At 48.9% G+C, this 23549-nt stretch carries 19 protein-coding genes; 12 read left to right on the top strand and 7 right to left on the bottom strand.

Features of this window, described 5'->3' with window-relative positions:
- The first annotated feature begins 10 nt into the window (after positions 1–10).
- From ACJJIN_RS20455 to ACJJIN_RS20475, 5 genes are all read left to right on the top strand, one after another.
- Complete coding sequence (locus ACJJIN_RS20455) at positions 11–718, top strand: M48 family metallopeptidase (protein WP_444895987.1); 708 nt, start codon at positions 11–13, stop codon at positions 716–718.
- A gap of 43 nt (positions 719–761) precedes the next feature.
- Positions 762–2123 carry a 23S rRNA (uracil(1939)-C(5))-methyltransferase RlmD gene (gene rlmD / locus ACJJIN_RS20460; RefSeq protein ID WP_444895988.1) on the top strand — a complete coding sequence of 454 codons (1362 nt, stop codon included), beginning with the start codon at positions 762–764 and terminating at the stop codon, positions 2121–2123.
- 61 nt (positions 2124–2184) lie between these two features.
- Entirely contained in the window at positions 2185–2553 is a 369-nt protein-coding gene (locus ACJJIN_RS20465; protein WP_444895989.1) for a DUF2750 domain-containing protein, read from the top strand.
- 55 nt (positions 2554–2608) lie between these two features.
- Entirely contained in the window at positions 2609–2983 is a 375-nt protein-coding gene (locus tag ACJJIN_RS20470) for a VOC family protein (protein WP_444895990.1), read from the top strand.
- Between the two features lie 23 nt (positions 2984–3006).
- Entirely contained in the window at positions 3007–3936 is a 930-nt protein-coding gene (locus ACJJIN_RS20475; RefSeq protein ID WP_444895991.1) for an SDR family oxidoreductase, read from the top strand.
- 6 nt (positions 3937–3942) lie between these two features.
- Here ACJJIN_RS20475 and mnmH read toward each other — a convergent pair whose 3' ends face one another.
- Positions 3943–5046, bottom strand: coding sequence for a tRNA 2-selenouridine(34) synthase MnmH (mnmH, locus tag ACJJIN_RS20480; RefSeq protein ID WP_444895992.1), 1104 nt, complete (start codon positions 5044–5046; stop codon positions 3943–3945).
- A gap of 351 nt (positions 5047–5397) precedes the next feature.
- Here mnmH and ACJJIN_RS20485 point away from each other — a divergent pair, with 351 nt between their 5' ends.
- Positions 5398–5988 carry a hypothetical protein gene (locus ACJJIN_RS20485; protein ID WP_413663455.1) on the top strand — a complete coding sequence of 197 codons (591 nt, stop codon included), beginning with the start codon at positions 5398–5400 and terminating at the stop codon, positions 5986–5988.
- Between the two features lie 128 nt (positions 5989–6116).
- Positions 6117–7958, top strand: coding sequence for an SLC13 family permease (locus tag ACJJIN_RS20490; RefSeq protein ID WP_444895993.1), 1842 nt, complete (start codon positions 6117–6119; stop codon positions 7956–7958).
- 11 nt (positions 7959–7969) lie between these two features.
- Here ACJJIN_RS20490 and ACJJIN_RS20495 read toward each other — a convergent pair whose 3' ends face one another.
- Positions 7970–8416, bottom strand: coding sequence for a CBS domain-containing protein (locus ACJJIN_RS20495; RefSeq protein ID WP_282931120.1), 447 nt, complete (start codon positions 8414–8416; stop codon positions 7970–7972).
- A 550-nt stretch (positions 8417–8966) separates the two neighbouring features.
- Here ACJJIN_RS20495 and ACJJIN_RS20500 point away from each other — a divergent pair.
- Positions 8967–9443 (top strand): DNA binding protein, encoded by a 477-nt coding sequence (locus ACJJIN_RS20500; protein WP_282931121.1) that lies wholly within the window; start codon positions 8967–8969, stop codon positions 9441–9443.
- Between the two features lie 169 nt (positions 9444–9612).
- Positions 9613–10176: a SixA phosphatase family protein gene (locus ACJJIN_RS20505; protein WP_444895994.1), complete on the top strand. Its 564-nt coding sequence runs from the start codon at positions 9613–9615 to the stop codon at positions 10174–10176.
- Here the strand turns inward: ACJJIN_RS20505 and cobB are convergent.
- The 3 genes from cobB to ACJJIN_RS20520 all read right to left on the bottom strand — a co-directional run bounded on the left by cobB (position 10173) and on the right by ACJJIN_RS20520 (position 14876).
- A complete protein-coding gene (cobB, locus tag ACJJIN_RS20510) occupies positions 10173–10883 on the bottom strand; it encodes a Sir2 family NAD+-dependent deacetylase (protein ID WP_444895995.1) in 711 nt (236 codons plus the stop codon). The two genes, ACJJIN_RS20505 and cobB, sit on opposite strands and share 4 nt — an antisense overlap.
- Before the next feature lie 195 nt (positions 10884–11078).
- Positions 11079–12386: an NAD(P)/FAD-dependent oxidoreductase gene (locus tag ACJJIN_RS20515; RefSeq protein ID WP_444892108.1), complete on the bottom strand. Its 1308-nt coding sequence runs from the start codon at positions 12384–12386 to the stop codon at positions 11079–11081.
- A 207-nt stretch (positions 12387–12593) separates the two neighbouring features.
- Positions 12594–14876 (bottom strand): slr1591 family oxidoreductase, encoded by a 2283-nt coding sequence (locus tag ACJJIN_RS20520; RefSeq protein WP_444895996.1) that lies wholly within the window; start codon positions 14874–14876, stop codon positions 12594–12596.
- A gap of 258 nt (positions 14877–15134) precedes the next feature.
- Between ACJJIN_RS20520 and ACJJIN_RS20525 the strand changes: the two genes are divergently transcribed.
- The 3 genes from ACJJIN_RS20525 (at position 15135) to ACJJIN_RS20535 (ending at position 21730) form a co-directional block, all read left to right on the top strand.
- Positions 15135–20333: a DUF748 domain-containing protein gene (locus tag ACJJIN_RS20525; protein ID WP_444895997.1), complete on the top strand. Its 5199-nt coding sequence runs from the start codon at positions 15135–15137 to the stop codon at positions 20331–20333.
- A 391-nt stretch (positions 20334–20724) separates the two neighbouring features.
- Positions 20725–21132: a GFA family protein gene (locus ACJJIN_RS20530; RefSeq protein WP_413663447.1), complete on the top strand. Its 408-nt coding sequence runs from the start codon at positions 20725–20727 to the stop codon at positions 21130–21132.
- 292 nt (positions 21133–21424) lie between these two features.
- Positions 21425–21730, top strand: coding sequence for a hypothetical protein (locus ACJJIN_RS20535; protein WP_282931129.1), 306 nt, complete (start codon positions 21425–21427; stop codon positions 21728–21730).
- Between the two features lie 70 nt (positions 21731–21800).
- Here the strand turns inward: ACJJIN_RS20535 and ACJJIN_RS20540 are convergent, their stop codons facing one another.
- On the bottom strand, positions 21801–22601 hold the full coding sequence (locus ACJJIN_RS20540; RefSeq protein WP_444895998.1) for an ABC transporter permease: 801 nt from the start codon (positions 22599–22601) through the stop codon (positions 21801–21803).
- The gene (locus ACJJIN_RS20545) at positions 22598–23203 is read right to left on the bottom strand and encodes an ABC transporter ATP-binding protein (protein ID WP_444895999.1); all 606 of its coding nucleotides are present in this window, start codon (positions 23201–23203) and stop codon (positions 22598–22600) included. The genes ACJJIN_RS20540 and ACJJIN_RS20545 overlap by 4 nt, the downstream gene beginning before the upstream one ends.
- Between the last annotated feature and the right edge of the window lie 346 nt (positions 23204–23549).

Here is a 23549-nt window from a genome sequence, read left to right on the forward strand (position 1 = left end):
GAGATCCCGCTTGAAACAGGCCCAGGATTTTATTTTTGAAGATATTCCCTATCGCTTGGTGCGTTCGAGCCGGCGCAAGCGTCTGGGGCTGGTACTGTCTTCCGGTGGTGTGGAAGTGCGAATTCCACAGCGTTGCGCAGCCCGTTATGGGCATGAATTCCTGCAGGAAAATATCCAGTGGGTGAGAGCGCAGTTACTCGCAGCCGACCGGCGCGCCGCGCAGGTACCGCAATATCAGTACGCTTTTGGTGAGAGTTTTCCCTGGCTGGGACAGCAGCTTCCCTTACAGCGTGCGACAAGCAGTAAAAGTGCCGGTATTGGCGATGGTGCTATCGGGCTTTATACCCGCTATCGCCAGCCCGATGACACGCAACTGCAAACTGCTTTACAACGCCTTTACCAGCGGGAAGCATTGGCATTGTTAACGCAAAAATCCCATGTGTTGGCCGAGCAGCTGGGGTTAAGTATTTCATCAGTAAAAGTTCGTCGCACCAAAAGCAAGTGGGGTCACTGTAGTATCCGCGGTGAGCTGCAGTTTAACTGGCTTGTTTGTCTCGCTCCTGAGCCGGTGGTGGATTACTTGGTGGCTCACGAGGTCTGCCATTTGCAACACCATAACCACAGCCGCGCTTTCTGGGATTTAGTCCAAAGTGTGTGCCCCAGATTTAAAGAGTTGCGCCGCTGGTTGCGCGATAACGGTCACCGCCTGACCCTGTAACTTTTTTCTATTCTTTAGTTGTACTGAATTCTCCCAATTAATTATGAGTAAGAAGCCCCGTTTTATTACTGGCCGCAAGCCGGTTAAAAAAAACTTGCCGAGCCGCGCTGAAGCGACAATAGAAAAATTTAGTCACGATATGCGCGGTATTGCCCGGGTGGGTGGCAAAACGGTGTTTATTGATAGTGCCTTACCGGGAGAGCAGGTTAAATTCCGCTATACCGCACGGCGCGGCCGTTTTGATGAGGGAATTGTTGAGGAAATCCTATCGGCTTCAGCGGATCGGTGCGCGCCGCAGTGCGCCTATGTGGATTCATGTGGAGGCTGTTCGGTTCAGCACCTGGAGCCATCGGCACAAATTACTGAAAAGCAAAAAATTCTTTTGGATCAGTTGTCGCGCTTTGGTGGAATTGAACCTGAAGAAATACTGCCGCCGTTAACCGCTGATCCCTATGGTTATCGGCGCAAGGCCCGTATCGGCATTCGCAAATTGAAAAAATCCCAGGGTGGTGAGTTGCTTTTTGGTTTTCGAAAAAAGCACAGCAATGATTTGGTAGATATTGATGAGTGCCCGGTACTGCATACAAAAATTGCCGAACATTTAGGGTCGCTAAAAAAACTTGTTGGCGAAAGTGAAGGCCGGGCAAACTTTTCTCATATGGAAGTGGCGGTTGGAGATGATGTGACAGCTCTGGTGCTCCGCCATTTAAAGCCTCTGTCAGATAAGGACTTGGCGCTCTGGTTAACATTTGCTAAAAGTACTGGTATACACCTGTATATACAAGGTGAGGGTGATGCTTCACTGGAGAGAATCTGGCCGACAGAAGGAGCTGCTTATCTCAGTTATCAGTTGCCGGAATTTGACCTGACGCTGAGGTTTAAACCGCAGGATTTTGTGCAGGTTAATTTTGCGATAAATCGGCAGATGGTGAGTCGAGCCGTTGAGTTACTCGATCCGCAACCCTCCGAGCGTGTATTGGATTTATTTTGTGGATTGGGGAATTTTACCCTGCCATTGGCGCGTCGTGCAGCGGAAGTGATCGGAGTCGAAGGTGTCGGCGCTTTAACTCAACGAGGTGGGGACAATGCCGCTTTGAACCAATTACAAAATGTGCACTTTTATTCTGCCGACCTGAACGAAAAAATGGCAGGTGCGCCTTGGGCTGAAGCAGGTTTCGATAAAATCCTGTTGGACCCACCGAGAGACGGCGCTTTGGAGGCTGTGCGCGGGTTGGCGCGATTTTCTGCCAGTAGGATCGTCTACGTCTCCTGTAACCCGGCCACCCTGGCTCGGGATGCCGGTGAATTGGTGAAGTTGGGGTACCGGTTGAGTAAGGCGGGTGTCATGGATATGTTTCCCCATACCGATCATGTTGAGTCGATGGCAGTATTCGACAGAATTTAGGGCCTATTGAGGCCGGGAAAACTAACGTAAACTGCGGTAAAACCGTTTAAGCGAAGTTGTTATGCAAAGCGAAACCCTAACCGATAATTTTGAAGATAATTGCGCGCGCTTTTTGCCTGAAGCTGTAGGCCAGGGCTGCGTCTGGGCCCTGCAGGGTGAGGAGGGCTTTGCACTTTGTGAGTCTGAAAAGCGGGCCGATACCGAGGTTATGCCCTTTTGGTCGCAAAGAGAATTTGCACAAGACCACTGCGAAGGAGACTGGGCTGACTATGAGGCAGTGGCAATTGACCTGGAAGAATTTATGGATGACTGGCTCACCGGCATGCATGAAGATGTCTTATTGGTGGGGATAAACTGGAATGCCGAACTGGAAGGGGTTGAGATGGAACCCCTGGACCTGCTGGAGCAGTTGGAGCAAGAGCTGCAATAAACTGCGCCATAGTGCCCCACCCAGTGGATAAAAATTACTCAACGGGGTGTCTCAAATGGGGCAGATTCTTGGCTTGCGCAAAACAGTCTACGGAGTTGCCAACATTACCGAGGCTGTGGCCTGGTATACGCAGGTACTCGAACAGAAACCCGGCTATGAAAGCGATAGCTATGCGGCATTTAGTATTGGTGATTGCGAGCTCGGATTAAATGCCGATGCGCGCAGCGCGATCAGTCGGGCCGATGGTGTAGTTGCTTACTGGCAGGTTTTGGATTTGGCCGTGCAGATTGAGCGACTCGGTACTATGGGGGTGCGGCAGCACACGGATGTAGAGGAAGTTTCTGGACGTGTGCTGATGGCGAGCTTTCTCGACCCCTATGGCAATGTTTTCGGATTGATTGAGTACCTGCAAACGCCCATTGAGAGATAGGACCATTAAACGGAGCAGTTCCTGTGGATAAGCCGCCCATTTCCAGATTTCGTTCCCCCAATCGAAGTTTTGCTGCGGAAAGCCTTGCGCAAATTGGGCGGGGTTATGTAGTTCCGGATCGAGTGGCTTTAATTACCGGCTGCTCAAGCGGTATTGGGCGGGAACTGGCTTTGGCGCTACATCGCCGGGGAACCATAGTGATTGCCACGGCGCGCCGCCCGGAAAGTTTACAAGAGCTGGCGGACCTGGGAATTGCTACAGAGGCCTTGGATGTGAATTCCCAGGCGGATATCAATCGAGTGGTTCACGCAGTAAAAGCGGCATACGGGCGGCTCGATATTTTGGTCAATAACGCCGGTTACGGTCAGATGGGGCCGTTGCTGGAACTGGACACGCGAGCACTCGAAAAGCAGTTCCGAACCAATGTATTTGCCCCTCTAGCTTTGATTAGAGCCTGTGTACCTTTAATGCGTTCGGAGCAGGGCGGAATTGTGTGTAATATTGGCTCGGTTTCCGGGGTATTGCCCACACCTTTCTCCGGTGCCTATTGTGCTTCTAAAGCGGCCCTACACTCTATTTCTGATGTTTTGCGACTTGAACTAAAACCCTTTGGTATTCGGGTAATGACGGTGCAACCCGGTGCGATCGCATCGGAATTTGGTCGCCACGCTGAGACATCCCTGCGCGGTCTTTTACCGCCGGACTCCCTGTATAAACGGCAGGAAGAGGCGGTTAGGGCCCGTGCCCAGGAGTCCCAACAGAATGCTACATTGGCAAGCACACTGGCCAAAAAGCTGGTGCGTGAGCTGCTGCGCAAGCGTGCGCGCCCCTTAGTCCGTATTGGCAATCGCAGCAGCCTGTTGCCCTGGATGGCCCGCTGGCTGCCGCGCAGTTTTAGGGACTGGTTTTTAATGCGGAGATTTAAATTAAATCGCCTCGCTCACAAAAGCTGAGGATTGTTATTCTGGTTTTTGCAGTGAGTGGTTGGACTCCTTCAACCACTGTTGTACTTCGTTGTAGTTGCCTCGATACAGAATTTTCTGTTCCGATTTCTTCATAAGATGGTCGTAGCTGCCGTCATAGTATTCCCGCAACAGTGACACCACGATAGGGATGTACACATCACTATTATTCGTTCTCAGTAATTCTTGGTTAGCTGAAGCTAAGGCTTCGTTGAGCTGCTTGTAGCGCAGCCCTCCTAGGCGTTTACTGATTTTATTGAGATTGAGATGTAATTCTTCCCCCAAAGATTCAGCTGCTGATTTTTCACTGCTTTTAAAGCGCTCTAAGCCCTCATGAACATAATCTTGCACAATGCGCTGTGCCCGTGTTTCCAGTGGCTCCTCGATAAGAACCCTGGGAGCGGCCTTCATGGCGGTTTGCAATACTGGAGGAAGTGCGCAGCGTCCAATTAGACGGCTTTCATCTTCAATCGCAATAGCACCTGTCTGCTGAGAAAGCTTCAGCAGGTCGATACTGATCTGATTTTCAAAATCGATTTGTGAAGGTTGGCTACTACTGGTGCGTCCAAAGCTAGAACCTCGATGTTTTGCGATCCCCTCAAGGTCGATATACCGCCGCGCAGCCTGGATTAATTCTGTTTTGCCACTGCCGGTGTGACCAGCAACAACGATAAAGGGCAGCTGGGTACAATGCTTTTCCAGCTTGTTTAACAGGAACTGCCGCATGGTTTTATAGCCACCCTCTACTATCGGGTATTCAATATTATTCGAGCGTAGCAGTTTTTGTGTCATTCGGGAGCGCAAACCGCCTCGGAAACAGTAGAGGTAACCTTGGGGGTGTTTACGTACAAATGCGCTCCATTGTGAAAGACATAAGCTTCGCACTTCATCTGTTGCTAAACGCCAGCCAAGGTCAATTGCTGCTTGCTGGCCTTTGTTCTTGTACTCAGTCCCGATCAGTTCACGTTGGTGATTGTCAAGCAGGGGGTGGTTTCTTGCGGAAGGGAAAGCGCCGCGAACAAACTCAACTGGGGCGCGTACGTCCATCAGCGGAATATCATTCAGGAAGATGTCCGTGTAATTCGCAGTATCGGTCCGCAAGGTAGCACTCCTGCTTATTTAGAAAATAGGTGGTATTTGATTGTATCTCCATTTTCTTTCCAGGCCTATGGCAACTGAAGAAGCTACTTGTATATGCAATATATGATGTGCTTAGCGTTAGATGACAGTTTGATATTTACACCGGAAATTAATGCTCAGTATGAGAGAATACTTTTTTAATTTATTGCTCGATAGCTCAGTGTTTACATTTACTTTTTGAACCTAATGCGATTCCAGGTCACAGAAGGTAAATCTTAGCTTCCCTGAATTATTGCAGCTGATTTAAAAATCCTGGAAGCATTTGGATTACATAATGGGCGGGTTGCTCCTGCATGTATAGAGGATAAAAACGTGGCTAAAAAATATATCTATATCCCGATAAATAGTGATGAAATGCAGGAATATGCGGAGGGGTTGGCGAAAGCCTGGGGCATACCGGTGAATCAAATCCTGGCCAATAAAGTAACCTCCGGTTTTGGAAAAGCCATGTATCGATGGGTGAACCAATGTTTGAGTAAGCTGAACCCTGCCGATACCCTTTACATCGTAACCCATGGCACGGGTGCCGGGGATGGACAATTTATTGGTGCTGAGCGCTCCACGAGTAACAACAAGCAGAAAAAAGTATATGTAAACGGCATGCCTAACTGGCAAGGAGGAGAGTGGAAAACCTACACGCCTCGACAGCTAGCAGATACCTTGGTTAAAGAGGGGCTTCCTGCTAATTTCGTTAATTTACATGTTTGTGCCTGTGGTTCCGGCTACGATGGAGAAAAGTTAAGACCTTGGGCTCAACGCTTGCGCCAGGCGATGGTTGGCACCTATAGAAATATTCAGGTCACTGGATATAGAGGTTGGTTCTCCTGCAGTACTGCCAGGGTTTGTATTAAAGTAGGTACTCAGTTTTATCCATTGGAAGAGCGGGCAGTTACTTTCTCCTGAATTTTGTACCCCTAATGTAGCTGGGGTTATGGCGTAGAAGTGCGCTCCATGTAGTTTCCCGGGTATACCCTGAATAGATAGCTGAACAGAAATCTGAGCAGCTTTTATATTCAGGGATATCTTTCTCCATGACTGTTGACCAGTTACTAATCCTGATTATTTTAAGTGTCACTATAATCCTGTTTATATGGGGGCGGTGGCGCCACGATATGGTTGCTATAGCAGCCTTATTGACTTGTGTCTTTACCGGTCTGATTCCCCCGGAAAATGCATTTATTGGTTTTGGCCATCCAGCGGTCGTGACTGTAGCTTGTGTGTTAATCCTGAGTCGCGGTTTACAAAATACCGGCGCAATGGATGCACTTGCACAACGAGTTGTCCGCAAAAGCGGGAGTATCTCAGTATCCATATTGTTACTCATTGGGCTCGGCGCGTTTTTATCTAGCTTTATGAATAATGTCGGCGCGTTGGCTTTATTAATGCCCGTGGCTGTGGATATGGCCGAGAAACAGAAAGTGGCACTGGGGAGGGTTTTAATGCCCCTGTCTTTTGCAACGATTCTGGGGGGAATGACCACACTGATAGGTACACCGCCAAACTTGGTCGTTTCCGGTTTTCGGGCGGATTCTGGCGCCGGTAGCTACGGTATGTTTGATTTCACCCCGGTGGGTCTGGCAGTTGCGATAGCCGGTGTTTTGTTTATTGCATTTGTTGGGTGGCGCTTGGTGCCTGCACGCAACCGAACGGGGGCCTCCTCCTTTGAAACTGGCACATATTTAACAGAAGCACTTGTTGAGGAAAAAAGTGTAGCTGCCGGTAAGAATCTACGTGAAATTTCCAAGATGCTGGGAACAGAAGATGCCCAAGTTGTGGGTGTCGTACACAATGATGCCAGGGTCTCTCCCGCGACTCCCTGGCATAAAGTAAATAGTGGTGACATTTTGGTCATTGAGGCGGAGCCGGAGAGCCTTGCCACCTGCTTGTCCAATCTCAGTTTGAAAACAGTGGGAGCCCTTGGGGCAGATTCATCGGGTAAGGCTCGACAATCGGGCAGCAATAATATCGAGAGTGATTCTCAGAATAAGCCCCCAATAAAAGCACTGGCGGATCGTACCGAAATGCAGCTGCGGGAGTTGGTTGTTATGCCAGACTCCCCTTTAGTGGGACGCCCTATGAGGTTTTCACGCCTCGCAGCGAGATACCAGATTCACTTGCTAGCACTCTCACGTCAGGGGCGCCGCTCGGTGCGCCGGTTGCGTTCGACACCATTACTGGCCGGTGATGCTCTGTTAATGATGGGGGCCGATGAAAACCTAAACAGCTTTGCTAGGGAAAAGGGCTGTGTGCCTTTGGCCTCAAGGGATATTAGTATCCCCAACAAGGAGAAGGCGGCCATTGCCCTATTGGCTATGGTACTTGGTGTCGCTGGTGCAGCGTTCGGCTTATTGCCGGCAGCAATCTCGTTCGCCACTTGTGTATTGGCTTTTATGGCGTTGAAGATAGTGCCGTTGCGAAATGTTTATGACTCTATCGACGGGTCCGTCGTCGTGCTATTGGGGACTTTGATTGCTGTTGCTGATGTGATGGAGTCAACGGGAGCTGCAGACTTGGTCGCTCAGGTTTTGTTGGATGTCCTGGCTCAGGGCAGTGCTGTTTTGGCCCTGGGGCTGATCCTGGTGGTTACCATGACGCTGTCTGATTTTATGAATAATGTCGCCACTGCGGCAGTGATGTGTTCAATTGCCATGAGTACTGCAGAACAACTGGCGGTGAATCCAGATAGCTTCCTGATGGCTGTCGCAATTGGAGCCTCTTGCGCATTTCTAACACCGGTTGGGCACCAAAATAACACCCTAATTCTGGGGCCGGGAGGGTTTGAATTTGGTGATTACTGGAAAATGGGGCTGCCACTAGAATTGTTGGTACTCGTTGTGAGTATCCCCATGTTGCTTTGGGTTTGGCCCCTGTAATCGCAGTGAGTTCAAGCAATAGAATCGTCTACCGGCTGGGCCAACTCCGCCATAAACTTGCTACAAAAGCGCAAAATATCAGTCACAGTTACAATTCCAACCAGCTCGCCTTCCCGCATAACCAGTACCGAACCAATACTGGTATCTGCCATAGCTAAGAGAATTTTATCTAACGGGTCGTGGATATCTGCAATAAAGGGACGTCTGGCACATAGGTCATGTACATAAAGTTGCTGCTCTTCTAAACGGTGTCCCGGTGCATTGGCTCTTTCGATATCCCCTCGGGAAATGACCGTCTCCAAGTCGCCCGCACGTGTTACCGGCAGGTGGCGTACTTTGTGCTCCTCCATCATTGCCAGAGCATCCTCTACCGTGGCATTGATATCGATATGGTAGGGAAATGGCGTCATCAGAGCGGCCAAAGTCGGTATATGGTGGATATTATTGTGAGTGGACATAGTATGATCTGGGTATCCAATTGTATTTGGCAATATGCTCGATTACCGTTACACAGCGACTAATTTGCAATTGACGACTGCAGCTACAATATAGCTAATTGCGCTCCCTAGGGATATCCTTTTAAGATTGCAGATATGGCCGCCTTTGTTACACTTTTTAGCCCTTATTTTGAATTATTCCTATTATATTCAAAGGTAGGGACACAAATGGTTGATATTTGCCGGTGAAAGATTATTATTCGCGACCTCAGTCGAAAAATATAATCAGTGATTCGGAGTGTTTGCCGAACCGAGCTGAAATCGGCTAGTTTTTAATAATGTATTTGCCGAATATACCTAACACCAGAACTACACGATGTGTAGTGGTATCTACTCATGTATATCGGGCAATTCATAATATGCCGGACTAAACATCACTAAATTGCTTGCCATTGGCCAGCCACGGTGTTTGTTGATTTTTTACACGGTATATCCGAAATAACAATCTGTGTCGCCCAGCGCCACAGATATATCTCTGTGTTTTTTAATAACCGTCGTTGAGGTTTATTGAATGTTTCAGGAATACGAACAACTTGAACAACAAATCGCCGAACATCAGGCAAGAATCGAAGAGTTACAAGAGCAAATGGCTCAGGCTGAACGCAAGAAAGATGGCGTAATTGCCTATGATAAAGCACTGGTAAACCTTGCTGCTGAATACCACATGGATGAAGAGGAGTTCTTCGTTGCCCGTGGCCAGCAAATCGTTGAGTGGCTGGTAGCACAGCTGGGTGATGAAGATCCTGCAGACTACGTACAAACCCTGAAGGCTCGCGTTGCTCGTCACCTCAAGAAGGAAGGTGACAGCCCCCGTCGCGGCCGTCGTGCAGCACCGGCAGCAAAGGCAGCAGAGCCCAAGCTGGAAACTGGTCACTATCGCAACCCGTATACCGGCGCTACTGTTGAAAAGAAAAAGCGTAATCCTAAGGCCCTGAGCCAGTGGATTGATGAGTACGGTCTGGACACCGTAAAAGAGTGGAAAATCTAATTCTGGATGACCACTAATTTGATGCCGGATATCCGGCATCAAATATTTTTTCAAAAATCGTTCGATTTTAATTCATCGCATTATTTGGCATTTTCACCGCATCCTCTCTTTACTTACCTTATTATATTCAGCATATGTCTGTCCCGTTATTTACCTGGGAGTTTATACTGTGCTTTCAAGACTTAAGTTGTTTATTTTCTGTACACTTTTTGTTCTGGTTGGGGCTTCAAATTGGGTTTTAGCCGACTCTTCTGAGTCTCAGGTTATTTACTTAATACGCCATGCAGAAAAAGAGAAAGGGCCTGGGGTGGGTCGCGACCCTCATTTGACTGAGGCGGGCCAGCAGCGTGCACGGCAACTCGCCTATATTCTTGGGGGAGTGGGTATAGATGCTATCTATAGCACTGACTACAACCGCACCCGGGAAACGGTTGAGCCTCTGTCAAAAGAGCTGGGGCTTGAAGTGGAAATTTATAACCCCAGAGATTTAAAAGAATTTGCTAACTCTTTGCAGCAGGCGGGAAATCGAATTTTAGTGGTTGGGCACAGCAATACCACTCCAAAACTGGCGGAATTGCTCGGCGGTGAAAAAGGGCGACCCATTCGAGAGGCCAGTGAGTTTGACCGACTCTATATCCTTGTGCGTGATAATGAGGGAGTAACCACTTTGATACAGCGCTATGGCCCGATGAAATCCTCGCAGACAGAAAATGCAGTTTCAGAGTCACCTTAATTAATAATTTCTTTTATAAAACTATCGACTACCTGTGACGCCAGTCCGTGGCGGTGTTCTTTGAAGGCATCGCCGACACTACTGCGCTCCAGGTTCAACTCTATGGTGTGAGCTCCAGCCTGATTGGCACATTCGACAAATCCCGCTGCTGGGTAGACGTTTCCAGATGTGCCAATGCTGATAAATAGGTCGCAATCGGACAACGCCTGATAGATAGTTTCCATTTCCAGAGGCATTTCTCCAAACCAGACCACATGGGGGCGAAGGTTTCCCGCCTGCTGACAGCAACTACAGGTATCAGCTATCGAAAGATCCGAATTGAGCGGATATAGTTTTCCGCTCCTACGGCATCGTGCTTTTAGTAGCTCTCCGTGCATATGAATTAGCTGCTCACTGCCCGCGCGCTCATGCAGGTTGTCAATATTTTGAGTAACCAGTAAGTAATCCCCTTGGAATTTCTGTTCCAGTTCGGCCAGGGCGAGATGGGCAGGGTTGGGATGGATATCTGCAGATAGCAGTTGCTGGCGGCGTTCATTGTAAAATCTATGTACCAGTGCCGGATTGCGATCAAATGCCTCTGGCGTTGCGACATCTTCCAGGCGATGGTTTTCCCACAGGCCATCGGCGCCGCGAAAAGTACCTATGCCAGATTCAGCTGAAATTCCTGCGCCGGTAAGTACAACGATTTTTTGATACTGTTTTTTCATTTTATATTTTCACACAAGGGCTTTGCTTGGATTTTCAGAGGAGCTCGCATTCAGCTCAGAGGTCTTAATTGATGGGCTGGCCTGACTCATAATGTTACCGCCCTGGCACTTCCATGTGCAGGGTTTATTGGTAGCACTATTAGTTAATTTTGCACTAACTTTCTATTTTTCCCTTAGCTTCATGGGATTGATCCTTTAGTGCATCTTGAGCTTCGGCTTCACAAACCGGTTCGCCTGTCCGATTAGGTAGAGCAGCATAGCTCTCGGCCAGCCGTGGATTGCCGCCAAGTGCATACGGTAGAGTGAGCGATAGGCAAGGCCAGCAAGGCGCCCTTCTACGGTAAGACTGCCTTTAACCAGCGCCCCCATCAGGTTGCCAACGGCAGTGTATTGACTGAGGGATACCAGAGAGCCTCGATCGCGATAATAAAAATGGTGCAAAGGTCTATCTTCAAATAGGGCAATAATATTGTCGCCAACCAGGGTAGCCATTTGCTGTGCTGCCTGGGCGCGCGGAGGCACTCGCTGGTGATTGCCGTCAATGCAACTGGCGCAGTCCCCCATGGCAAATATCTTTGCGTCAGTTTGGGTCTGTAAGGTAGTTTCCACTTCGATTTGATTGAGTCGGTTGGTACTGAGACCATCCAGCTGGGTGAGGAATCCCGGAGCTTTGACGCCGGCAGCCCACACTCGGATTGCGGCAGGGAGTTCCCTGCCACAGGAGGTGGTAAGTCCACGTTCGTTTGCTGAAGCAATATGGTGGCCGGTAAGGATATTAACCCCCATCTTGGCCAGTTCGCGTTCAGCATTATTTCCAATTCGTTTTGGTAGTGCTGGGAGTAGGTGCTCACCCCCTTCTATCAAGGTGATTTCCATCGCATTGGGACGAATGCGTCCATAGTTGCCGACTTGTTTTACGGCATCCACCAATTCAGCAGAGAGTTCTACACCGGTTGCACCGCCGCCAACGATTGCCACTTTTAACTTATCATCAACATGTGTCTCCAGCCGCAGGAAACGATTGAGAAGGTTTTGGTGAAATTTTTGTGCTTCGTTGCTGCTATCCAGGAAAAAGCAGTTTTCTCTGACGCCGGGGATATGAAAGTCGTTACTGTGCCCGCCGATACACAGTACTAAATAATCGTATTCCAATTCCCGTGCGGGTACTAACTCGCTACCGTCCTCATCATTAACAGGTCCGAGCCCGACTACTTGTCGTTCACGATCCAGGGACTGCAGGCTACCCAACTGAAATTCATAGCCGTGAATGCGGGCATGCACCTGATAATTCAGTGCATCCATATTGGCATCCAATGCGCCGGAGGCAACCTGGTGTAGCAGTGGTTTCCACAGGTGGGTGCGATTTCGATCAACCAGAGTAACTTGTGCAGCGGGGGACTTGCGGCGGCGCTTAAAGAAAGGGGTAAAAGAAAAATATTGACCGAGCCGTGTAGCCAAATGCAGGCCGCTGGCACCGCCGCCAATAATGACGATCTTTTTCATAGGGGTCTTCCTGTCGATTGCTAAAAGCCGACTCCCCAATCTGTGAAGACCTTTTTTGGTATCGGGAAATATGTCACCGATGTTTTTTCTAGCGCCAGTATGTCGCGCTGAAAGACAGATGACAAGTTAACAGAGTCGGTGAAGGCCTCTCTCAATAGAAATCATACAAAGCTCATAACCGGTTGTTGTTCCGGTTTCGCAAAATCCTTAAACCTGGCCTGGTACAGTCTCGTTGTCCTGTGAAATTAGCGCTCGCCAGTCTGCTGACTTGCGCAAGTGTACGCTCACTTCTGGATTCTGTGAGTCCGTCACTACACCGATAATTGACGCCTGGGTGTAACCGCGCTCTAGCAGTGCGCCCACGCAGGCTTCGGCTTGCTCAATAGGAACAGCAGCGAGGAGTCCCCCGCAAGTCTGTGGATCGGTAATCAGCGACCACTGGGGTAACCGCTGCCACTCCTGGGGGTTTTCCACAAAGGCGTAGGCATTGGCATTTTGCGGTTGCAGGCTGGATAGCCATCCGCGCTCGATACAAGTGGCGGCGCCGGAGATTAGTGGTAGATTCTCAGCGATCAGTGTCGCGCTTAACCCTTCAGGGCCGAGCATTTCCAATAGGTGGCCTAGCAGGCCAAAGCCGGTGACATCTGTCAGCGCATTGGCGTTGTGGCGGGCAAATATCTCTGCGGCGTCGGCATTGCTATGCAACATGGTTTCCAGCGCCTGCTGCAACCATAGGCCTTTAGCCTCACCCGCGCCCTCTGCTGCCAGGATAGTACCTACTCCCAATGGCTTGCTCAGGATCAAGCAGTCTCCCCCGCGGGCCCCCGTTTTTTCCAGGAGTTGCTCCCGCTCGGAAAATCCATTGACGGTTAGGCCCATTAGCATTTCAGAACCTTCGGCGGTATGCCCTCCAGATAGGGCACAGTGGTGCCGGTTCAGCTCGTGGATGGCTCCCGCGAGCAACTGCTGTAGGTCTCGCCGGGTAATTTCCTCTGCAGCCGTAGGCAGGGTTGCAAGGATTTGTGCAGTGGCGGGTCGAGCATTCATAGCAAATAGGTCGGATAGGGCGTGCAGAGCCGCCAGGCGACCAAATATCCACGGATCATCTACAGGTGCACGCAGTTGGTCGGAGCTCTGCACTAATAAATGATTAGCCGGCAGGTCCATAACTGCGGCATCATCACCGACGCCCTTTAACAGGTATTCCGAATGCTGATCCGGAAGGGTCGCCAGCGTGCGGCGCAGGATGTCGGCTCCAACTTTTGCGCCACAGCCATTACAGCGCATAGGAGATAGAGACGAGCCTGAGCGCTGGTCGACGATGTCTTTGGTTTTGGCAGTGTGATCAGCCATGTCCATTGGCAGCTCACTGAAGCGTCGCATAAATGTGCGGTCGATAGAGTCTTTCCATCGCCACATCAGACCGCTTGCAGCGGCGAAGCCATTTCGAACTGCCACAGCCCGCTTGCCACCACAGGAGAGCAGGCTGAGAAAATCTTTTTGTGGCCGGTATTGTTTTAAGCGGCGTCCGGTCAGGGAGGCGCGCAGATTGTGAAATAGAACAGGCCCCTGGCGAACGGCGTAAACCCCAGCCTTGGGTAGAGGTTCTGGAGCGAAACTGGCCACATCACCAGCTGCAAAAACGTCTTCCCGCCCCTGGGCGCGGAGTGTTTGATCCACCACCACAAAGCCTTTGTCATCGAGGGACAGGCCCGAGTTGGCCAGCCAGGGGGGAGCACAGGCATTGGTGGTGAGTATTACCTGATCGAGGGGCAGGCAGTCACCACTCCCATTAACGACACCCTGTTCGGTAATTTCATTAACGGTCCAGTTATGGTGTAACTGAACCCCTAGCTCTTGCATCTCCTTTGAGATTAATTTGCGCGCTCTGATTGGATAGCCCTGGGGAATTGCGGCGGCACCATGAATCAGGTGAACCTCTACCTGCTTTTTCTTAACGGCATCTTGTAGAGCGTGCGCCATTGCCATCGACAGCTCGCAACCTCCGGCACCGCCGCCGACAACTCCCAAGCGGAAAGGTGAGGTGTTTTCACCAACCTGTTTTTGCAGCTTTTGCCAGAAACGGTAGAAATGCCCGATAGGTTTTACCGGGATTGCCAATTCGGAGCCCGGTAACTCGCGGGCGGGAGTCGCGCCGACATCCAAAGAGAGCAGGTCGTACTCTATGGGAGGTCTACCCAATAGGGATACGGTGCGATTATCGATGTCAATTTCGTGTGCACAGGCCTGTATAAAGCGGGCACCAGCGGCCCGGCAGAGTCTGGCAAGATCTATATGAGTGTCTTCCAGGGAGTAATGGCCTGCAACCATTCCGGGCAACATACCGGAGTAGGCGGTTTGCACTTGGGGAGAGACCAGGGTCAGACGCGCGCCTGGCAGAGGGTTCATGGCCCACATTTGCAGCACAATAGCATGGCTATGGCCGCCGCCGACCAAAAGGATGTCCTGGTAGTTTGGATGCTCCTGCATGTCTACTCACTGGCTGGGTAACAGAAAAAATGAGAGGCGGTAAGGATACTGGCTTCCCAAACTTCCGCGCCGCGCAAATACACCCCTGGATAAATAGTAGACAGTTCGCATTTGACTGCGAGCGAATGGACGACGCAGCTGCTTATTATCGCGAATAGCAGCGCCAAGGCAAAAAAATCCCCAGGTGCTGGTCTTTACTGTATGGGCCTAATTGCAGTTGTAATCTGCACAAAATTCATTTTCTGGCGCTTAATTCTAATGCCCCCAGAGCCCGCTTCTCAGAGTGCCTTTTTCCGTCGCTTAATCTGGTGGCTGCTAGCTGGGCTATTGCTGGTGGAAGTTCTTCACTGGTGGGCAGCAAACTGGGTGCGGGTAAAAGCTGGCGACTGGATGGAGGAGCGAGGCCTTGAATTCCATGTGGATCACTTGCGCGTATCGCTGCTGAATCTAAGTGTTATAGCGATTGATGTAAAAGCTGAGAATCGCGAAGGGCGGGGATTCTCCGCTCATGAGGTAATGCTCGATTACAGCTGGTGGCAATTGTTATGGGGGCGAGCTCATTTACCCAAGGCATCGGTGAGCGGTGCCTATATGGACTTGCAATCTTACCCGGGTGAACTGTACCGGGAGTGGGAGGTGGGTGGTTGGAATCTTGGAGGTGGAGCGCGGCAGGATCGCGATTTCAGGCTGCTTATCGGTCGCGCCCAGATACGGGATAGTGAACTTTGCTACCTGCACAAGCCTATTTGGAACCAAGCTACCTGTGCAGCCATCGGCAAGCTCCAAACCGATAAATTCACGCTGGCATTATGGCGCAAAGGTGATGTTCCCCTGAACGTAGATATTGCTATTGGGGATTTACAGGTCGGTGATTTATTGGCCTGGGAGGGAGGTAAATCACGATACAACACGGTGATAGGCAGTTTGGAAGGAACTCAGGTCAATTTTTCCTGGCCGAGCCTCAATACAGATCTTAACAAGTTTACTGCGGAATACTTTATAGGATGCCCGCCACAGCGTTGGGCCGATGCAATAGCAGGGCTGCAAAGCCTGATTGGACATTGCGCCTCCGCCCGCCGGCTTGCCGCAGCAGGTGATATGAAATTCGGGTTTGGCCGCAAAGCTCGTGCCCAGTGGCGGCAGCTCAATGGTGAGAGTGTTGTACTGAGGCACAGTGATCGCCTTTGGCAGGATTGGCGGGCCGGGGTTATTAGCATTAGTGAGTTTAATTTTGAGCGCCCGAAAAAGCGCTTGGGATGGAGGCGAGGCTTTGCACAGGCATTTGATTGGTGTCCACGACATCTGCGTAACGCCAATTCCCACCTGTGCCTGCGAGCGGCTAATTTAGACCTGCCGGAAAAAACGGTTTTCGACTGGAACGATCGCTTAAAAATAAATACAGGGGCCAGTTCAATTAATCGGGGCTACCTCTTGGATATGGCTCGATCTACCAGCCATCCCATCAGGGCTAATAATGGCGTATTTGGTCCTCTTCAGTTTTATGCCAAAACGCGAATATTATCTTTTGCCCACCTCGCGATTGAAACAGCCAATGGGTGTGTACCGGGTGGTCTGTGGCAGAAACCCGATCACTGTGTCTCTATGGTTGGTCTCAAAAGTACAGAGGAGTTTGCCTTTCAGTTCGGTTCCGCTGAACACAATATTGATTGGGGGCTTTCCAGCGGTCCTCTGCAATTGGCTCAATTTTCAATAGGTGCCAGAGGTCGTCCCAGAGCTAAACTACAGGACCTACGCTGGCGGGCCATTGATACAATAGGTCGTAACGGCCCGCTATCTGCTCAGGACTTTTTTATCCAGTCACTATCAGGGTGTTTGCCGCAGGACTTTCTCCCTTCGGATTGGCAGCCTTTGTGCGCACGTTTGAACAGCTTTTCAGGGCAGGGACATTTTGCCTGGCAGGGAGGTGAAGATGGCTATGCCATTTTGGGAAAACTGCGCCTTCACCGATTACTTCTAAATGATTCCGCTGGTGCAGGAAATGGCTTAGTGATACAGCAGTTTGAAAGTGGCGATAGCTTCTTTAAAAGAGAGGTTACAAATAATCCTTGGGTGGCGACCAGTCAGTTACCGGGTATTCCTCAAGGAGTTGGTGATGATAATTACGGCACCGAAAAAGGAAGACTGGATCAACAAAATATTGATGCGGATAAAAATCCTGACGACTTAGGGCTGGCCACCATAGAAAACCCAAACCTGGAAATAAAAAACCTTGTTTTGAAGAAACTGGCTGGCTGTCTCACTGAAGGTTGGAAAAGGTTATTTTATCGCGCCAATAAAAACCACGAAAATCTGCCAGTTTGCTTTGATATCCGCTCTTTAGAGCAAAGGGAGCCACTCTTTATATCTTGGCAGCAGGGGATAGATCTCTCTGTAAAAAAAATCTCCGTGGTTAGTGCTGAAGCGAAGACAAAGGGAGGTAGGAAATTATTTGACTTAAAAAAGATAGAGCTACCCCTTGCCAGGCTAAGGCATAGACGTACACCAGACTCTGAATCTTATATCGCTTTGCCCGGTGCAAATGCTGAGCAGTTGAGTGGCTGCTTTCCCGACGGTAGGCAAGTGAGTTCACTAAATATTCACTGTGTAGATGTTGAGCGCCTTTCACTGGGAGATTACTCCTTCGTTTATTTTAGCCAACGCAATCTAATTGCCAATATGGATGACTCAGCAATTCAATCCGTGCAGCTGAAAAACCTGTCTGGCGCGAATGTTTTTGGCATTGGAGGTGTACTTGTACCAAAGCTAGAGTTGCTATGGTCCCGGGAAAAACCTACCCAGTCGAAAATTGCATTGAAGGATGTTGCTGCTGACAGAGTAACCTTGTGTCTCCCCTGGCTAGCGGAGAAGTATAAATCGATACCGACCTGTGTATTTGGGCAAGACATCCATTCGCTAGGGCAAAGCGGTTGGTCGATCGAAGAAGTGGAATTTAAGGAGGACTTCGAAACTGTACCCATGTTGCAACTGGGGCGAGTATTCACGAAGAGAACGTCTTTTTCCTCCAATACACTCGATTTTTATGGGCTGAATGTCGATGATGTTCTGCTTTGTGGGTTGAGGTCTTATTCTTCTGAAAATAATGAAGATATGGGGCTTGCCGATTGCATTGAGACCCCACAAATAAGCTTTGGTGATTCCTGGGTAAAATTGGGTATAGATTCCGGCGCCCCCCGCTTGGATTTAGGACCATTAAAGAGTAAGCCTATCGCGTTTTGGCAAAAGGGTAGCGGCTATTTAGAAGCCGGTGTGCAGAGCTTGGGTTGGAGTCGATTTATCTGGGATAGCGGTGCAGAGTTCTCGGTGTCGAATCTAAGCTTGCAGAATATCCGGGTGTGTACGCGGGATTCGGGGCTTGCAGTAACTGACGATAAGCTGAGTCGGGCCAGGGCAGGTGACTCCCACCATTGTTTTGGGGTTGACAAATTATCAATGCCGGGATTACAGAAAATCAAATTGTCACACCCCTGGTCAGTTCAAGGTTCTGTAGAATTGGTTGGGCTATCAATACCCAGGAAAAATTTGGGGCCACTGAAAATACCAAAATTTGAAATTGATAATATCTCCTTGCAAGGGGAATCTTTGGCGAAAGCCTCTGGTGCGAGGGGATGTATGCCAGGGGGACTATTAAAAGACGAAAAGATAGCGCCCTGTTATGAATTTGGGGCCTTTAGTATTGGCAAGGCAGAAGGTATTAATGGCACTGGCGGAAGGCAGCTTATCCTTTCTGGGATAAAAATAAGTAATGTACAGTTGCATGAGCAAAATTTTCCACAGGAATTGCCACTTAAACTTTTATCTGTATCCGGTATGGGGGCCGGGCACTTAAATATCAGTCGGCAGGGGGTTGATTTCAAGGATTTACAGTTTAAGGAAATTGCAGGATGTTTTCCCAGTGGTTATCTGGATCAGGGAGATCATTGCTTCAGCTTCTCGAGTTTAATGCTGGAGGGAAACTACCGCCGTGGTCAGGGGGCAGAACTTGCTGTTGTAAGGGTCAATGGCATCACTTTGCTTTCACCTTCTGGGGAAGAGTTAGTGCACGGTGAAAGCATAACCTTGTCGCATTTGCTCTTTACCGATACCGAGTGGCGCTTTGCCAGTGGTGAGGCAATTCACTTTCATTTTTTTGAGAGAAACCCGGATAGTTTGGATTTTGATCGCCATAGATGGATGGCTGATTTTAAGTCCCTGTGGGTTGAAGGTTTGAGCTACTACCGCCCTAAGAAAACACTCACTGTTGGTTTTATCGACTTTTTGCGCCCTCGATTTATTCTCTTAAGGGATTTATCGGGGAAGTTTCCGGTGGCCCGAAAAATTAATGAGTTGCGAGGCTTTGGTGGCATTGACACGTTTGCTTTCAGGGAGGAGGGCAGCCCGCCGCTACTTTATCATCTCGGTGACCTCTACCTAAAACACGGCACTTTTAGTTGGGTAGACTATCAAGATGAATTCAGGGCCCGCTTACCGGTCCGGGATATCAACTTTAATCTCAGTGATTTAAGTAACTTGGCCGAACACCCCCCTGCGGTGATTGTTGTTAATGGAAGGCCTGGCGGATTTGGTGAAGTTCAGATAGGGGGAACTGTAGATTACTTGGGAGATAAAAAGTGGAATGCTGATCTTACCGGGTATCTCACCAGCGTAAATTTGATACCTGCTACGCCTTATATGGCCAAGTTGTTGGGTTACAAAATCCTTCAGGGGCAGGGAGATGCGGTAGTTAATATTCGGGTATTTGAAAATGAACTCGATGGCTTTGCCGATATACGACTGGAAAAACTAAAAGTTCGCCGGGTGCGGAAAGATGATCAGCTACCGGTGAAGTCCACGCTGATTCCCTTGAATATTGCTCTATGGTTACTGAAAGACGGGCGGGGGGATATCAAGTTTGGCATGCCTGTTAGCGGCAATATTCGCGACCCCAAGTTCTCCTTTAGTTTTGTATTTAGTGAGTTGCTACAAAAGGCAATTATAGATGCCTTGATAAGCTATTTAACTCCCTATGGCGTTTATTTGTTAGCACGTTATGCCTGGGGGCGTTTCAGGGCGAAATCATTTGCGTCTATTGACTTTGAGCCTGGAAGTGCAAAATTAACTAATTTAGCACTGACACAACTACAGCGTATGGTCATTGTTTTACATAAAAACCCTGACGCACGGCCAGGAGTATGCGGCATCTCTAATGCTCGGGACTGGCAAGCTCTGTACCCCTATTCTATGGCAGGTATGAGTAGAAGCGGAAGAGCCCAGGTTGCTTTTTACCGAAACCCGTCTCTGGAACTTCGTGAGGAGCTTGAAAATTTGGCAATGGAGCGCAGCCGAAATGTCGAAAAGTATTTGATTGATGCGGGAATAGAAGCTTCAGAATTAATCCCTTGCGCACCTGACTATATTGGTAAGGATTTTGGTGATCCAAGGGTGGAATTTTCGAATTAGAGTTTATTTAAAATAATTCAAGTATTGTCTGGTTACTGAGTGGGTTCTCTCGGCGAATATAGAAGTTGGCCTGAATCCCAGTAAATAAGCGCTAATGTTGCTTGATAAGGTGCACATATTTGGCTGGCTTGAAAAAATCTTAGGACTTTCATTAACTTTTTAAATGTTAGGATGAGTTTAGTGTGGTGAGCTGAATAAGCAGTGATTTATTGTTTATTGGCTGTTTATTGCGGAGTGATTATTTCTTGGGAGGTTTGTGCACTATTTCACATTGCGATATGAAGCTTACGATATTACTGATTTTAATCAATGGCTGATTAGTTTTCTATGGTAGATTCCACTCCCGATTTTGATATTGATTTTCTGAAGTAAGAAATACTTAGGTAAAAAAATGACTCAAGTACACGGAAGTTGCCTCTGTGGTTCAGTGACAATTAGCGCATCTTTACCCTCTTCAAATTTGGGGGTTTGTCACTGCGGTATGTGCAAAAAATGGGGCGGTGGTCCTCTGCTGGCGGTGGATTGTCAAACCAGTGTTGAGATTACCGGTGAGGAACATGTCAGTGTATTTGATTCATCAATTTGGGCTGAACGGGGTTTTTGTTCAAAGTGCGGTTCGCACCTCTTTTATCGCTTAAAGGAAACTTCCCAGTACTCAGTACCTGCGGGGATCTTTGATCTTCCGGCCGAGACAACAATGACCCATCAAATCTTTATCGATGAAAAGCCGGATTACTACGAATTTGCCAACGATACCCAGAAGATCACGGGGCTGGAGATAGTTACTGAGTACTCATGATAGTGAGTGCTTGCTATCTCTATGGGTATCTTTTAGTCAAGACGGAATATACGCCCGGGATTCACTTTAGGGTTACTATAGCGTCCTAGGGCTGTATCGCCGCTTCCCTCAATGGTGATTTCAGCTTAGATGGGTACCAAAAGGGTCATCAGTATGGGTTTCGCTCACTGCGGCGGCTCTTTTAGCATCTTTGCGTTGGTATCCGGATGTCTCGTTCTGGAAGCACCTAATCTTTTAAGGTGCCGAGAGCATTAAGATGTAATCGGAAGGTAATACGGACTGGCTAAATTCCATGACTGAAACCCAAATTGTAGAAATTTTCCTGGCCAACCAATGGTGGTCCATCCTGGCGTTGGTGGTAATTGTAATTGGCGTAACTTTATGCTGGTTTGGTGGCCTGATGGCTGCGTTGACGGCCTTGGGTAACAAGCGCTGGGTTTGGGGGATTGTAACGATCGTCCTCGGGCCGATTACCGGCATTCCCTATGCATTGCGTTACAAAGAGGCGGAATATGCCCGATCGCTGATGCTGCGGGGTGTATGGGCCTTGTTGGTAGGTCTGATTATCGCCGGGGCTATCTTATTCTTTGGCCGTTAAAGGTTAATAGAGCGCTGGTTTTCAGGTGTCCAGCGCTCCCTCCTTCGATCGAATCATCTCTCCACAGACTTTAGACATTTTTAATCAGGCGATCAGTGCGCAGGCGCTCCCGCTTATCAAAGAGCTGCCTTGAGGCCAGGGCAACGGCGAGAAAAGTGCCGAAACCGGTGCCTGATGCAATCGCAAAAAGAATCAGGATTTGATATTTGACGGCAATTGTAGGGGAGGTGCCTGAGAGAATCTGCCCTGTCATCATTCCCGGCAAAAATACTATCCCAGCGGCAGCCATGGAATTAATTGTCGGCATCAATCCTGCACGCATCGCATCCCGCCGAAACTCCAAGCTGGCTTGTTGCCAGGTATGCCCCAGCATCAAGCGATTCTCAATAATATCCCTGGAGCGGTGCATACTTTCTGTTAGACGGTCCAGGCTTAGGGCAACACCAGTCATTGTATTACCCAGCAACATACCTAAAAGTGGAATGGAATACTGGGGTTGGTACCAGGGAGTAGGGCCAATCAGTACGGCCAAACTTAATATGGTGATACTGAAAGCGGATACCAGCATTGATAAGGTGCCTACGGCAAAGCTCCAGCCACCGAGCAGACGATACTTTTGTCGGGCTGCCACTTGCTGCCCGGCAAATAGCAGCATTGCCAAGGCCAGTAGTCCCACCCAAAGTAGGGTGCCAACTGCAAAAAGGGTTTCCAGTACCAGTCCTACCAGGGTGAGCTGAATAGCCGTGCGTAGAGCGGCAACAATTAACGATCTACTTAGTTGTAGTCGTGCTACATGAGTGCATACAGCTAGAGCCAGTACCAACCCCGCAGCCAAAGACAACTGCCACCAGGATAGGTTGATTACACTCATCGATGGATCTCCTGTTCTTTCAGTTGATTATCAACAATGGCCAGGTGGCGGTGAGCTACCCTTCGAATCTGCTCCTGGCTATGAGCTACCCAAATCGTAGGCAGCTTGTGCTCCTCAATGAGCCCTGTCAGCCATTGCTCTACCTCCTGGGCAGATCTGGCGTCTAGATTGGCCGTAGGCTCATCTAGAAGAAGCGCTTGGGGTTTGTAGGATATTGCGCGAATAAGAGCCAAGCGCTGTTTTTCTCCCGAAGACAGTCGATTGACTTGCCACTTTACTGCGCCCTCAGGAAAGCCGAGAAGTTTAAGTGCATCATTCATGGGGGTTGCGAAGTGATCGCCGACAGTTTCTTCCCACCAGGCAGTCTGCGCGGGAACCAACATCACTTGGCTTCTCCATTTGTGTGCTGGGTAAGAATTTTGAGATTTACCATCCAGGAATATATCACCTTTGTGAGATTCCAGATCTGCTATGGCTCTAAGCAATCGGCTTTTGCCTGAACCAGATGGTCCAGATATGCAGGTAATTAGGCCGGGTTCCAGGGTAAAACTTGCGCCCTGTAAGGTGCCGATAGAAAGATCTTTGATTTTAAGGTCCGGCATGGATAGCCTTATAGATATTGGATACCAATAATTATCTCCGCATTGGTGCTCTGAGTGAAGTATTTATAGCTCTATTGAATGTTTATAATTTTTGCGTGGATAAGAAACCTTCATTTGGTTCTATCGTTTAAAAAATATCAATATAAGAAATTGTATTTCTTGCTTAACAAGGAACCATGTTGAGAAAATTAATTATTTTTCTGATGTTTTCCTATATAGTTGTGACCAAAATATGATTATTTCTTATAGGCACTACTTTGAGTTGTTCAACATAGCTGAATCGAAAATTTTATGTTCTAAGACTATCCATTATGGACTTTATGAAAATCATGTTTATAGTCAGGAT

The sequence above is a fragment of the Microbulbifer maximicatervae (SeqCode) genome (genome assembly GCF_052467505.1).

Excerpts from the sequence above, each read along its gene's own strand:
- ACJJIN_RS20525 (WP_444895997.1), top strand. The coding sequence starts at position 15,135 with ATGCCCCCAGAGCCCGCTTCTCAGAGTGCCTTTTTCCGTCGCTTAATC.
- rlmD (WP_444895988.1), top strand. The coding sequence starts at position 762 with ATGAGTAAGAAGCCCCGTTTTATTACTGGCCGCAAGCCGGTTAAAAAA.
- ACJJIN_RS20465 (WP_444895989.1), top strand. The coding sequence starts at position 2,185 with ATGCAAAGCGAAACCCTAACCGATAATTTTGAAGATAATTGCGCGCGC.
- ACJJIN_RS20540 (WP_444895998.1), bottom strand. The coding sequence starts at position 22,601 with ATGAGTGTAATCAACCTATCCTGGTGGCAGTTGTCTTTGGCTGCGGGG.
- ACJJIN_RS20535 (WP_282931129.1), top strand. The coding sequence starts at position 21,425 with ATGACTGAAACCCAAATTGTAGAAATTTTCCTGGCCAACCAATGGTGG.
- ACJJIN_RS20490 (WP_444895993.1), top strand. The coding sequence starts at position 6,117 with ATGACTGTTGACCAGTTACTAATCCTGATTATTTTAAGTGTCACTATA.
- ACJJIN_RS20545 (WP_444895999.1), bottom strand. The coding sequence starts at position 23,203 with ATGCCGGACCTTAAAATCAAAGATCTTTCTATCGGCACCTTACAGGGC.
- ACJJIN_RS20530 (WP_413663447.1), top strand. The coding sequence starts at position 20,725 with ATGACTCAAGTACACGGAAGTTGCCTCTGTGGTTCAGTGACAATTAGC.
- ACJJIN_RS20470 (WP_444895990.1), top strand. The coding sequence starts at position 2,609 with ATGGGGCAGATTCTTGGCTTGCGCAAAACAGTCTACGGAGTTGCCAAC.
- cobB (WP_444895995.1), bottom strand. The coding sequence starts at position 10,883 with ATGAAAAAACAGTATCAAAAAATCGTTGTACTTACCGGCGCAGGAATT.
- ACJJIN_RS20500 (WP_282931121.1), top strand. The coding sequence starts at position 8,967 with ATGTTTCAGGAATACGAACAACTTGAACAACAAATCGCCGAACATCAG.
- ACJJIN_RS20495 (WP_282931120.1), bottom strand. The coding sequence starts at position 8,416 with ATGTCCACTCACAATAATATCCACCATATACCGACTTTGGCCGCTCTG.
- ACJJIN_RS20520 (WP_444895996.1), bottom strand. The coding sequence starts at position 14,876 with ATGCAGGAGCATCCAAACTACCAGGACATCCTTTTGGTCGGCGGCGGC.
- ACJJIN_RS20515 (WP_444892108.1), bottom strand. The coding sequence starts at position 12,386 with ATGAAAAAGATCGTCATTATTGGCGGCGGTGCCAGCGGCCTGCATTTG.